A 13,124-nucleotide genomic window follows, 5' to 3' on the forward strand; every position below is an offset into this window, starting at 1 on the left:
GATATAATACTGGTAAAACTACCTATATGCACTTTAATGACTCCATGCCCTTTTGCCAAACTTTATAAAAGCAACTTGCATTAATCCAACATACTTCAAATAGGGGTGCAAAATTAATGAACGGCAATCACCAATTTTACGCAGGCTTGACTGACTGGACGCCATGGGACGAAGCGGACGTGTTGAAAATGCAATACAGTGAACGCGCCGCATTGGCCGAGTTGATCACATGTACAGGATTACTTGTCGACTTGTCAATGGACCAGCATACAGAGGTGCGAAAAGGCGTAGCTGCCAACCCTTGCACGCCTGCCCCAACTTTAAAGCGACTGGCTGAGGACGACTTTTGCAGCAGCGTTCAGGAGACTGCGAAAAAGACATTATCCACCCTAGAAGAATAAGATGCCAAAAACTTTCAATTCATCTTGAAAGTTTTTATTCGTTCTATTTACTTCTTTTCCCTTTATTCTCGAGCCTTAAAACTGCAACTGCTAAAATATGCAAGAAATACTCTCAATAATTTTTAAAGTTTAAAAAATTCACTTTCTCCTATATACTAATATTTTGTGCAAAGTTTATTTAGATAGGAGGCTTACATGGAAAAGAGAACGCTTACACTAAATGAATCCATTACAATCGGCCTTATGCTTTTCGCCTTGTTTCTCGGGGCCGGTAATATCATATTTCCACCTTATCTAGGCCAGTTGGCTGGCGACAATATTGTTATCGCTTTAATTGGCTTTTTATTGACCGGAGTCGGCTTGCCGCTGCTCGGCATCCTCGCTATCGCGAAAGCCGGCGGCGATCTTCAGACGATTGCGGGCCGAGTCCACCCGGTATTCGGTATCGTTTTTACCGGGATTGTCTATATGGCCATCGGACCTTTCTTCGGTATTCCGCGAACTGGGACAGTCGCCTATGAAATTGGAATTGCCCCGTTTTTATCAGAGCAGCAGTCCTCTTCATTGCCACTATTCCTGTTTACACTCGTGTTTTTTGCTATTGCGGTGCTCTTTGCCTCAAATCCGACTAAACTTGTCGACCGCATCGGTAAAATACTGACGCCGATTTTGATACTGGTCATCGGCTTGCTTGCTGTTAAAAGCATTGTTTCACCAATGGGCTCGATTAACGCGCCCGTTGGCAATTACACAACTGAGCCGTTTTTCGAAAGTTTCCTGCAAGGCTATTTGACCATGGACGCGATTGCAGCGCTCGTTTTCGGCATTGTCATTATTCAAGCCATCCGCGCCAAAGGGGTCACCGACAAAAATGTCATCTTGAAAACCACGGCATTCGCCGGAGCCATTGCTGCTGTCGGACTGGCTGCAGTCTATCTATCTCTGGGCTATATCGGCGTCACGAGCGTTGACGCAATCGGGTTGCAGGATAACGGAGGAACCATCATCGCAATGTCAGCACGGATTTTGTACGGTGATTTCGGCGGAATCATTTTAGCTGCCGCGATTTTATTCGCCTGCCTGACAACTGCAATCGGGCTGATATCGGCGAGCGCTCAGTTTTCCAATAAAATTTATCCTAAGATTCCTTATATTGCTTATGTACTCATTTTTGCGGCATTCAGTACAGCAGCTGCCAATGTAGGGCTTACTCAATTATTGGCCATTTCATTGCCGGTGTTGCTGGCGATATACCCATTGGCGATTGTACTGGTAATTTTGTCGTTCTTCGATTATGCATTCGGCCGTAAACCTTTTGTCTACATCATTCCATTGGCGTTGACAGGCGTTATTAGCGTCTTCGATGGGCTGCGGGCGGCCGGAATTGAATTCCAAGCAGTTGATGCCTTCCTTAATAACATTCCATTACACGAGCAAGGCATAGGCTGGCTGTTGCCAGCTGCAATCGGTACCATTATCGGTGTCATCATTGCGCGAAAAATGATGAAATGAGCTTTTGCTTAATTGCTTTATAAAAGAAAAAACCTAATACCCCGTGGAATTGCAGGGCATTTGGTCTTTTTGAATTTAAATTAGATAAAGAGTTGCAAAGCCTGTTTTTAAAAAAGTTTTGGTGATGGCGGAGTGTCTGATTTGCGATCTTCGCCATCGTAGTTGCGTCGCGTTCCATCGGGATTAAGAGGCTCTACATAATCGCCGTTCTCATCTTGCAGGAGATGTTCTTCTTCTGAATCCCGTCCGAATGGAGCTGGCCCCAGATTCGGATCGACTCCAGGAGATTGTTCATCTTGCCGGCGATTGACACCATCTTCGCGATTCAAATTGTCAATTCCTTCTTTCGTGCCAAGCGCCGGTTCATGTTCCATTAATTTTTCTGAAGGCGAACTTTCGTCAAGTGTCGGCCGGTCTGTCGTGGGATGGATATTTTCGCCTTTTAAACGGCTATCTTTGTGCTCGTCTCCATAGTTTGGCACACCATATTGTTCCTCGCGCGGAACAGCTGTAGTGTAAATTTCACCGGAATCCTTTCTGGAAGGATCACTATAATCGGTTTTTACGTCTTTATCATTCAAAGCGGTATTGCGGTTTACTTCATCGCTGTCCAAAGCTCGCGTGTCATCCCCGAATGAGGATTGGTTGTCGCGTTCTCTAGATAATGACCCACGATCTGTGTAAAGGAGAATTCCGCCTTTTTCCAAATCATGTTGATAATTATCGATTTCCCGCTGCTCCAAATCAAGGTTTTTCAATTCTTCCCGCACGCTGTCACGTCCTGTGAAAAATGACTTAAACTTGCTTCCAACACCGCCTGCGTTATGCGTATGGACTCCAGCAAGATCATCAGAAGCCCCTAACACTGCACTATCTTCCACAAGAATGTGGATGTCACTTTCGCTATAGCCGCGCCCTTTCAATTCTTCGATTCTGCTTCTTAGTTCTTCCGGACTGTATACTAATTCAAAATCACGGTTTGTCGGTTCCATCTATATCAGCCTCCTGTTTAATAGTTATTAATTCTTGTCTACCCTGCCATCACGAAATCTGAAACATTTCACTTGCCGTTTCAAAGGGCGGCAAATGACCTTCCATTAATCGAACTTATTAAAAAAAGCCTTGCCTACTGGAGGCAAGACCGCTGAATCATTTGTATTTCTTATCACTCGACGAATGGCGTTCGCCTTCAGTCATGCCGCCTCTTGCTTTTTCCACTTCCGGCTTTTGCTGGGTAGTGAAAGAAACATGATGCTCATCGACTACAAGATTTGGATCATGCTGAAAGCTTTCACCTCGGGCAAAACGGTCTTCTTGCTCATCAAAATTATTGTCTACAGAATTGACGAACTCATTTGACGACGGCTCGATGGGATTGCCTTCACGGTCGCGCAAACCGCCCGCATGGATGACTTCGCTAATATTGTCCCGGCTTTTATCGACATAAACTAAGATGCCGCCTTTTTCCAGGTCTTCTTGATAGCGCTTCTTATCTTCGTCCGTTAAATCCAGCGCTTTAACGCCGCCTTTTCCAAAAATGCCTTTAAATTTTTCAGAAAAACCACCAGTTTCTTCTATTTCAATGTGAGTGCGCTGTTCCGCTCTTTCAAAGCGGTCCTCGTCCTCTGCCATTAAATGCAAATCTTCTTCGCTGTACCCTTGTTGTTTTAGAGCATCAACCTTCTTAAGCAAATCTTCTTCTGAAAATAATACTGCTAGAACTTGAATATTTGAACTCATGCAAATAACCTCCAGGGGAATAAAGTATTTTCAACACTTTACCCTTCTTCCACTAATACCTAAACTTGCCGATCAAATCGGCAGCTTTACAAAATTTGAAAACCATTTTCAGTTTATTGCTTCATGAGAATATGCCTGAAAAGAAAAATTTTTATTATTAAACACCCTTTCTTTGGAGAATTAGAAGAAGAACGGGAATAGATCGCGTAGATTCTTCTTAATTAAACTATTCCATGCGTTAAAATACATTATAAATTTTCCATTACTAGGTATAATTTACCTTTTAAATTAATTACCACAAATAGGTCTTAAAAAGGCAGTTTATTTAGAAAATTGATGATATCATGGAAATACGAAGTTTTTTTGGAATATACTATTGTTACTGGAGGCGAATACCATAGTACTTAATAATCTATCATCGCTCTCTTATCCAGACCCCACAGTCCTGCAGGATAAGAACTCTCCTACTTGGATGATTGAAGTTCTTCCCATGCAGATGGAAAGGAGAGAATCAATGGATACAGGTTTGCGCCTTAAATACCATAGGCTTAAAAAGAAAATTAGTTTGGAAGAAGCTGCCGCTGGAATTATCACCCCACGGGAGCTTAAGAAAATTGAAACCGGTGCGAAAGATCCAGCTCTCAAAGAACTGGAAGCTCTATGCAAAAAACTCGAAATCCCTCTCGCTCCAAAAGACAATCCCGTAGGAAAAGTGTTAGTGAAAAATTTCAAAACTTCTTTGCTGCACCCACAAAACAAAGGAAAAATCATGGAATTATATTCGGATATCCACGATCATCCACTACTCCATGTGAACGAAGACATCGAACTCGAATACAGCATCCAGCAAATCCGTTATTTCATCATCACTGGTGACTTGGACAGTGCTGAGGAAAAACTGAAAAACATGGAACATTTCAAGGAGTTCATGGACCAAGAGCAATTCTATTTGTTCCATAAATACAACGGCAATTATCATTATATTTTAAATGATTTTGAAGCAGCATTAAAAACATACTTAATGGCTGAAAAAATTGTTCCTAACTCTGTATCCCCTTCTGAAAAAGGGGACTTGTATTATTCTATCGGAATCTCCGCTTCACAATGCTGGGAAACCGAATTAGCTTTCAAATACACTGACATGGCATTGAAAACATATCAACAAGAATTTATTCCAAAACGCATCGTAGAATGTCATATGAACATGGGCGTAATCCACACACGATTTGGAAATTATAAAACATCTTTAGAGCATTATAAAAATGCTCTCACTATTGGAAGAAAGTTAGAAATTGATATTTTACGATTCACTACCGAGTACAACGTAGGATATTTATATTTACTAAACCAGCAATTCAGTTTGGCTATCCATCATATGGAAGAAGCTCTAAATTATGTACCTCAAGAATATACAGCAGACATTCTTTTAAGCTATAGCGCTTTAATAATGTCTGAATTAGAATTAGGCAATTTTGAAGCAGCTAAAGCTTGGGCAACAAAAGGACACGAGTTGATCGTTTCAAAAAGTTTAAACATAAATTCCCCTACAAGTGATATTTTCAAAATAGCTTTTAGACAAAGTTTGGCTCTATACTATTTGATAAACGAAAAATTTGATGAATTTGAAAGCATTGTTGTTAGCCATTTGATTCCAAGTTTAAAAGATTACAAAAGTTTTTATGAAATGGGATATTTTTATAATGAGTTGGGTAATGTATACTATAAACAGAAGTTTTTTGAAAAATCAGCAACTGTTTTGAAAGAATCTCAAAAAGCTTTTAGAAATTTAATTACATTCAGATGAGGAGTGAAATAAATGAAGAAGACAACTAAATTTATCTTCGCAACAATATTGGTACTTTCAAGCTTACCTGCTGTTTCAAACTTTGATGAAAATGAAGTCGCTAATAGCCGCATCCCTGAACCTTGGTCCGTTGGCACTGATGTTGCTAATAGCCGCATTCCCGAACCTTGGTCCGTTGGCACGGAAGTCGCGAGCCGCATTCCTGAACCTTGGTCCGTTGGCACGGAAGTCGCGAGCCGCATTCCTGAACCTTGGTCCGTCGGCACGGAAGTCGCGAGCCGCATTCCTGAACCTTGGTCCATTGGCACGGAAGTCGCGAGCCGCATTCCTGAACCTTGGTCCGTTGGCACGGAAGTCGCGAGCCGCATTCCTGAACCTTGGTCCGTTGGCACGGAAGTCGCGAGCCGCATTCCTGAACCTTGGTCCGTCCAGCAATCATCTAAAGCCTAAACAATCGTATTTAAAAACGGCAGCTCATGTGAGCTGCCGTTTTTTATATGATTTATTTTTCGTAACCTGGTTTTCCAAGCAGTTCAAACATGTTCTGTTTGTATTGTTCTACTCCTGGCTGGTCAAATGGGTTGACGCCTGAAAGATATGCACTCATTGCACAAGCCTTCATGAAAAAGTAGAGCAGATAACCTGCATGATGTGCATCAAGTTTCGGCACCTCTAGCGAAAGGATCGGCACGCCGCCTTCTGCATGTGCCAAAGCTGTTGCTTCCATAGCTGTCTGATTGACTTTGTGCAAGGATTTTTCTACAAGGTAGTTCAAGCCATCGCCATCTTCTTCGTCGAATGGGATTTCCGTCTGATTTTGGTCTTCTGTAAAGCTGACCATTGTTTCAAAAAGCATACGGCGCCCATCCTGCAAATACTGGCCCATAGAATGCAAATCCGTTGAGTAAATAACGGATGCCGGGAAAACACCTTTTCCTTGCTTCCCTTCACTTTCGCCGAATAATTGCTTCCACCACTCATTGATGCCCGCCATCGCCGGTTCAAAACTTGCCATTACTTCCACAGAATAGCCGCGCGAATTGAGGATTTGGCGATAGGCTGCATAAAGGTATGCGTCATTTTCCATTAATGCTGGATTCGCTAAAGTGCTCTCTGCCAATGCCGCACCTTTCAGTAGCGCACGGATGTCCACTCCTGCTACCGCTAAAGGCAAAAGACCGACAGATGTTAGTACCGAATAGCGGCCTCCAACATCGCCTGGAATTACGAAAGAAGTATAGCCAGCTTTATCAGCGGCTTTGCGCAATGCGCCTTCCTTTTCGTCTGTAGTTACGATAATACGGTTTGCTGCCTCTTCTCCGTATGCCTCTATCATCCATTTGCGAAGGATTCGGAATGCGATCGCTGGCTCTGTCGTTGTACCAGATTTGGAAATGACGTTCAACGCCACTTTTTTCCCTTCGATGTGTGCCATCAATTCTTCTAAATAGCGCCCACTGATATTGTGGCCCGCGAATATCACTTCTGTTCCGCCTGCGCCAAATGCTGGCAGCAATAAATCCTGAACCGCTTTTGTGCCAAGATAAGATCCGCCGATGCCGATAACTATCAGCACCTCTGCATCACTTTTTATCTTTTCTGCAGCCTCTTCCAATCGGCTCAGTTCAGCTTCGTCCATTTTTGATGGCCAATCCAGCCACCCTAGATATTCTGCTCCCGCACCGGTCTTATCGTGAATTTTCTTGTGAGACGCTGCAACAAAATCTTCTAATGCAGCCAGTTCGTTTGCATCCACGAACTCTTGGATAAATTTATTGTTTACTTTAGCTGTCAATTGCATAACCTCCACTCTTTAGGATGATTTCAGTTTACCATTTTCCATGGGCTTAAAAAAGAGTTGCTGGGGTACCGTAGCTTCTGTGTTAATGGAATTGAAAAAGCGTCCCATGTCTTGGGACGCCCAAAGATTATTGGTTTTGATCTTTGTCTTTTGCACATTCTTTGACAAAACGATCGAAAAGCTTTTTAGAAGCCTCGTCACCTTCTACAGCAAATTCTTCAGGGTGCCACTGGATTCCCATGACAAATTGATATTTATCACTTTCAAGCGCTTCAACCAGGCCATCGGCTGCACGCGCTGCAACTTTCAATTCTTTGGAAACGTCTTTAACGCCTTGATGGTGGAAAGAGTTCACATGGAAACTCTTTTCTCCCATGATGCTCAGAAGCTGGCTATCGTCTTCCAACGTCACTGAATGTGTGCGGTGGGTGCGAAGCGCCATTTGCTTATGCTGATAAAGTGTGCCTTCAAATTGGCTCTCCAAGTCTTGATAGTTGGTGCCGCCCAATGAAATATTCAACATTTGCAGGCCACGGCACATGCCGATGAAAGGTTTATCCAACTTCAAAAAATTCAAGATCAATTCTTTCTCGTAAAGATCGCTGCCTGGGTATACCGCTCCTAATTTCAAGTGCGGTTCTTCGCCATACAAGCTCGGGTTGATATCTCCTCCGCCTGTAACGATGAGGCCGTCCAACCGTTCGCAAAGCGCTGGGATATCTTCTTCATCTACTATTGGAACAATAAGCGGAAGGCCGCCTGATTGTAAAATCGCTTTTCCGTAAACTGGATCAAGAGCATATGTTTGATCCTTTTCAACTCTTGCTGTAATGCCGATAACCGGCTTTTTCTTGTTTTTCATAATGTTTTCCCTCTTTCCCTAAGGCTTACTGTTTAACTGTCTACGTGCAGAGTCCGCTAACAAAGCCTAACCTAAAAAAAAGCATACCGAAGGATTATACCCCGTATGCTCTGCAGCTAAACTTTGAACGCATTCAATGCGGTATGCCATTATGTATTTTGCTTTTCCCTTTTAACCAGCCACAAGGTATAGCCTTTTATTGCGGCTCGAATCTATAAAGGCGCAAGTCGACCTTGCCTGATGCTTTAACCTCAACGCCTTCTTCTTCAAGAAAAGCTTGCTGTGTAAACCGGGATTCTTCGTCGCTTACCACAATTTGGCCAGCTGCGTTCACTACCCGATGCCACGGCAGTCCGTATTTGCTGCTCATGCTGTGTAATAGCCTGGCGACTTGCCTAGCGCCTCTCGGACTCCCGGCAAAAGCAGCAATCTGACCATAAGTCATGACTTTGCCTTCTGGGATATTCTTGATGATTTCGATCACTCTTTCAGTAAATGCTTGCACTTCTTTTCATCCTATCCTGTTGCTGAATCATTATTGATCGAGATGCTGATTATGGGACTTCGCTTCATACAACAAATCCCCTGTGCGATATCTTTCAACGACATTATGGCTGAATTCAAATAAAGGCAGTTTCGCTGTATCTAGCGACATTCCGGAACTTTTATAATGCAGGTATTTATAATAATCGATCATATGGACAATCACTTCTTCTAACCCTTGAATAGATTCTTCGTCTTCAAACTCAAGCTTTTTACTAAGGTTCATGGATTTGACGTCCTCGGCATAGAGATCTTGAAAACTGTCTAAATCCCTTACGGTTTGATCGAATAATAATTGCTTTCTTTCGAATCTGTAATAATGGCGCCAGTAGACGAATATTTCTTTTGCGACTCCCAACGTTTTCGCTCCATCAGAAGCATTCAACCCTTTTTCTACGCAAAGCCCGTACATAATTTTCTTTAAGGATTTTTTATATTCTCTTTCAATGAGTCCTTTATACTGTAAGTATCTCATAAAAAAACCTCCCCTGGCTTTTAAAAAAATTATTTTATTATATGGTGTACGGATTTTAGACATTCCGGTAACGCTTGATCGTATCCGTTTCTTCTAGTACGTTCAATTCTTTATAAACGGAAGCGTTATGAATTTTTTCGCAGATATAAAACATGTCCGGCTGCATATTGGCTATACTTTTTTTGATGGGCAAGATTTGGGCACTTTCCATTTTAAAATCTCCGCCTAAGTGATAGAAAGCCATATTGTTATCAGCCCCCCATTCGGCAATTTTCAGATGGAGTATTTTTGCCATTCCTGTTTTCTCTTCCCCTTCAAGCGTTCCATCTAAATGCTGGTAGATCGTGTTTCCTTCTGCCAGAATATAGCAGGCAGTGATAAGTTTTTTGTCGCGATATGCGCCGAACAAGTGCAATATTGGACCCATATTGCTTATAAGCGCTTCAAAGTAGTCCTCGGTAAAAAAATAATAGCTGTCCGCTTCTTCGCGCCTTCTCACTTCCGAATAATAAAGCACCAAGAATTCAAACATATGGCGCACTGTTCCCAATTTTTTAACCACAATCCCTGGCTCTTCTGGATTATTTAGGGATGTAGCCTCGGAATTTTTTAATAGCCTATCCAAATTGATGGTATATGTTTCATATAGCGGCAGCAGTTTCAGATGCTTTTCAAAATAAGCGGCATTGCCGAATAAGGGATGAAAACGGATATATTCTGCTATAATTCGTTCATCCCGGCAATAGCCGGAAAATGCTTCCAGGAACTTGTCCACTAATGCATTGTGATCCCCATCTGCCCGAACTACTGGCCCCCCATACCCAAAAGGAGTCGTAATATCGAAATATACAGTGGGCTCCCCGTCTATCTGACGCTTAATATAAGGGTATACGATGCTGCCGTCCTCGTCGGAATAATAAAACATTAGGGCTTCGCCAGGATCCAAACTCAATGCACTGAGGAAATAATGGCTTGAATAATAAACATTTCTTATCCGCATGAAATCCAGAATTTCCTTCCAGCGCATCCCTTCCTGTATGGAAATCACCTCATACATCCCGCTCACCCCTGTTTTATCAGCTGAATCCTATTTGAATACCGTCTGTATCTTGTTCACAGAAGATTGACTTTCTTTTTTCCCTGTTTTAAATACCGTATTTAGCATTTCCAAAATGAAAGCCAACAGAATTCCTATAATCAATCCAAATGCCCCTGCAACCCCCAAGCTGAAAGCCGTATTTTCCTCGAATAGAGTTGACTCAGGTACTTCCGAAGCGCTGGCGATGATAACGGCATTGGTCGCCTGCGTCAGATTCGGAATTTCTTCAATAAAGATAGCGCCCAATGAATTCGCGATTGCTGCGGCTTCGACTTTATCTTCTCCTGCTACAGTGATATTTAAAACTTGTGAGTCAACTGGTTTGGTTACAATAATTTGTTCATGAAGCTCAGAAATTGTTGTATCCAGATCCATTTCAATGATGACCTTTTTCAGCACTTCAGGGCTTCTGACAATAACGCTATAGGTATCGGTGATGGCTGGTCCAGCGCCCATTGCAGGTGCATCAGTCATCTGAGCGGCCACAAGGGGTTGCTCGATGAATATCTGCGTAGTCGCCTGATATTCCGGAACAATTATAAAGCTGTTTAAAATCCATACGATTGCAACTGATAAAAGCGAGATCGACAAAATCATCTTGACGCGCATTCTTAAGTTTTTAACGATAATGAGAACAAGCGATTTTTTACCCATACAATATACCTCCTTTTAAGCAAAAAGACTTACAGTTAAAATCATTTCTTAAAATTCAGATAATTATAGTTCATTTATATCACACTTTTTTAGTACAATCTACTATTATCGTGAAAAATTATTATAATTTTTTAATTATTTTAAGCAATTAGTCTACTAATATAATTTAAGTTTATTTTACAAACGAAGTAATGGTTCTATTTAACCAGTAATTAAATTTAAAAAAATTAGATTTTTTATAAAAAAACTATGAAAACCTGGATTATTAAAGCATTTCGTTCTTGTGTTCCGGCAAATTTCAGAGGGAACCATCTCCCGGAGATGTTTAAACTCTCTATTAATACCAAAATTCTAATTGGCATCGCTAGAACTGCTGACAATAGAATAGTATTAGATCAAAGATTGCTGAACAAAATAAAAAAGCCGCTTCATTTAAGAAGCGGCTTACAATTTTTAATCCTCCCATAATCCTATAATGCCATTCCGTCGATAAATGATCCGATTTGCTTCAAGCGTTTTTAACACTTTGGATAAAGTTTGATGAGGTATATCCATATCCGTTGTTATTTCTTTTATAGTTTTAAACAGCACGCCATCAGCAGTAGCATTTCTCATAAAGTATTCTATAAATGTTTGCCCGATTTCTACGATACGGTCTGGTTCTCCTGCAAAACAATTGATGCATTGCTTCATGACTTTCTGTTCTTTAAATGGCCGAGTTTCATAAATGTTATTTCTGCCTGACATTATAATCTCGCCTCCCACTTATTTACTTTTGTATTATCTTATTTACATATATACCCTTAATTAATTTATTTATTCAAGATATTCAGAATGTAGTTCTATAATTTCAACATTTTGCTTCAAATACCTGAAAAACAAATAAAAAAAGCCCCATCTCAAAGGACAGGGCACATTATTTTCAGTTTTTCATCGCGGTTTCAATAAAGTCTTTCAAAGCATGGATTCCATATACGCAATCATTCAACGATGACCATTCTTTTGGATTGTGGCTGATGCCGTCCTTGCTTCTGACAAAGAGCATTGCCACCGGAATGTAACGTCCGAGTACCATTGCGTCATGCCCTGCACCACTTGGAATATGAACAGGTTTTATGCCCAGCCCGTTCAAAGACTGTTCCAGTTTTTGCTTTAATTCATCCTCGATTGGCACAGGCATGATTTTGGTATTTTGCTTAATAGCTAATTTAACGTTGCGGCGGCTAGCAATTTCTTCGGCGTATTGTTTGATCTGTTCAAGCAGTTCGTCCCGTGTTTCTTCTTTGATGTCGCGGATATCGGCGTGGAGAACAACTTTTTCCGGAATGACGTTGATGCCATTCGGAAACACTTCCATTTTTCCGATAGTCGCAACTGAAGTCCCGCTGACTTTTGCAGGAAATTCAGGAATTCCTTGAATAAATTCAGATGCCGCTACAAGCGGATCTTTGCGGCCTATCATCGGTGTATTCCCAGCATGGCCCGCTTCACCTGTAAATTCCAGTTCAAGCCAGGCGGGGCCGGCAATGCCACTGACGATGCCTACAGGTTGATTTTCCTGTTCCAGCCGTTTTCCTTGTTCTATATGCACTTCAACAAATAGTTCCAATTCGGTGACATCGCGCTTTGCTTTTTTAAAAGCATCCAGGGAACTGCCATAATGTTCAAGCACTTGCTCCAGATTTTCTCCATTGTAATCACGGAGCTGTTGTATTTCTTCTTCGGTAATGTCGCCTGCCATTGCCCGGCTGCCAGTCAACCCGCTATTGAAGCGGGAGCCTTCTTCATCCGTGAAAATGATCAGTTCGTAAGGCTTCTCTGGAACAAATCCATTTTCTTTCCACGCTTCTGCAACTTCCAATGCCGACAGGACACCAAGCGGCCCGTCAAAGTTTCCGCCATTCGGCACGCTGTCCAAATGCGATCCGGACGCAATCGCTTTAGCGGAATTGTTTTTACCCGGAAGTCTGCCGATTACGTTGCCGGCTCCGTCTTCTCTTATGGAGAAGCCAGCTTCCGCCATCCATTGTTTCACCAATTCCTTCGCTTCTTTTTCTTCGGCCGACAATCCGGGCCTCCGGACGCCTCCGATCTGGGTATAGCCGATTTTTGAAAGTTCATAAAGGCGCTTTGCAAGCCGTTCTCCTTTTAAGCCAGAACTATCCAGCTTTGGATCGTAGCCATTCATCAAGTCATCATATATCGGATTTTCTAAAGCCATTTTCATGCCCCT

General features: G+C 42.0%; 14 protein-coding genes. 4 read left to right on the top strand and 10 right to left on the bottom strand.

The genetic code is table 11. The annotated features are described in order from the left end of the window. Positions 1-116: 116 nt before the first annotated feature. Positions 117-401, top strand: coding sequence for a hypothetical protein (locus tag AC4EHB_RS06145; RefSeq protein WP_490980928.1), 285 nt, complete (start codon positions 117-119; stop codon positions 399-401). 195 nt (positions 402-596) lie between these two features. Beyond that, positions 597-1,913 carry a branched-chain amino acid transport system II carrier protein gene (gene brnQ / locus AC4EHB_RS06150; protein ID WP_490980929.1) on the top strand — a complete coding sequence of 439 codons (1,317 nt, stop codon included), beginning with the start codon at positions 597-599 and terminating at the stop codon, positions 1,911-1,913. Positions 1,914-2,020: 107 nt separating this feature from the next. Here brnQ and AC4EHB_RS06155 read toward each other — a convergent pair whose 3' ends face one another. After that, positions 2,021-2,905 (bottom strand): YflT domain-containing protein, encoded by an 885-nt coding sequence (locus tag AC4EHB_RS06155; RefSeq protein ID WP_490980930.1) that lies wholly within the window; start codon positions 2,903-2,905, stop codon positions 2,021-2,023. Positions 2,906-3,062: 157 nt separating this feature from the next. Further along, complete coding sequence (locus tag AC4EHB_RS06160; protein ID WP_490980931.1) at positions 3,063-3,653, bottom strand: general stress protein; 591 nt, start codon at positions 3,651-3,653, stop codon at positions 3,063-3,065. A gap of 514 nt (positions 3,654-4,167) precedes the next feature. Here AC4EHB_RS06160 and AC4EHB_RS06165 point away from each other — a divergent pair. Then, on the top strand, positions 4,168-5,457 hold the full coding sequence (locus AC4EHB_RS06165) for a tetratricopeptide repeat protein (RefSeq protein ID WP_490980932.1): 1,290 nt from the start codon (positions 4,168-4,170) through the stop codon (positions 5,455-5,457). A gap of 12 nt (positions 5,458-5,469) precedes the next feature. Next, positions 5,470-5,907 (top strand): hypothetical protein, encoded by a 438-nt coding sequence (locus AC4EHB_RS06170; protein WP_490980933.1) that lies wholly within the window; start codon positions 5,470-5,472, stop codon positions 5,905-5,907. A gap of 52 nt (positions 5,908-5,959) precedes the next feature. Here the strand turns inward: AC4EHB_RS06170 and AC4EHB_RS06175 are convergent, their stop codons facing one another. The 8 genes from AC4EHB_RS06175 to AC4EHB_RS06210 all read right to left on the bottom strand — a co-directional run bounded on the left by AC4EHB_RS06175 (position 5,960) and on the right by AC4EHB_RS06210 (position 13,118). Then, the gene (locus AC4EHB_RS06175) at positions 5,960-7,258 is read right to left on the bottom strand and encodes a glucose-6-phosphate isomerase (protein WP_490980934.1); all 1,299 of its coding nucleotides are present in this window, start codon (positions 7,256-7,258) and stop codon (positions 5,960-5,962) included. A 127-nt stretch (positions 7,259-7,385) separates the two neighbouring features. Further along, positions 7,386-8,120, bottom strand: a complete 735-nt coding sequence (locus AC4EHB_RS06180) for a gamma-glutamyl-gamma-aminobutyrate hydrolase family protein (protein WP_490974693.1) — start codon at positions 8,118-8,120, stop codon at positions 7,386-7,388. 196 nt (positions 8,121-8,316) lie between these two features. Further along, on the bottom strand, positions 8,317-8,625 hold the full coding sequence (locus AC4EHB_RS06185; protein ID WP_490980935.1) for an MGMT family protein: 309 nt from the start codon (positions 8,623-8,625) through the stop codon (positions 8,317-8,319). Between the two features lie 30 nt (positions 8,626-8,655). After that, complete coding sequence (locus AC4EHB_RS06190) at positions 8,656-9,138, bottom strand: hypothetical protein (protein ID WP_490974695.1); 483 nt, start codon at positions 9,136-9,138, stop codon at positions 8,656-8,658. A gap of 55 nt (positions 9,139-9,193) precedes the next feature. Next, complete coding sequence (locus AC4EHB_RS06195; RefSeq protein WP_490980936.1) at positions 9,194-10,195, bottom strand: GNAT family N-acetyltransferase; 1,002 nt, start codon at positions 10,193-10,195, stop codon at positions 9,194-9,196. Between the two features lie 30 nt (positions 10,196-10,225). Next, on the bottom strand, positions 10,226-10,891 hold the full coding sequence (locus tag AC4EHB_RS06200) for a YveK family protein (RefSeq protein WP_490980937.1): 666 nt from the start codon (positions 10,889-10,891) through the stop codon (positions 10,226-10,228). Between the two features lie 453 nt (positions 10,892-11,344). Beyond that, positions 11,345-11,638: a replication/maintenance protein RepL gene (locus AC4EHB_RS06205; RefSeq protein ID WP_490980938.1), complete on the bottom strand. Its 294-nt coding sequence runs from the start codon at positions 11,636-11,638 to the stop codon at positions 11,345-11,347. 175 nt (positions 11,639-11,813) lie between these two features. Beyond that, the gene (locus AC4EHB_RS06210; RefSeq protein WP_490980939.1) at positions 11,814-13,118 is read right to left on the bottom strand and encodes a M20 family metallo-hydrolase; all 1,305 of its coding nucleotides are present in this window, start codon (positions 13,116-13,118) and stop codon (positions 11,814-11,816) included. Positions 13,119-13,124 lie beyond the last annotated feature (6 nt).

The organism is Planococcus sp. TJ-302 (assembly GCF_058268455.1).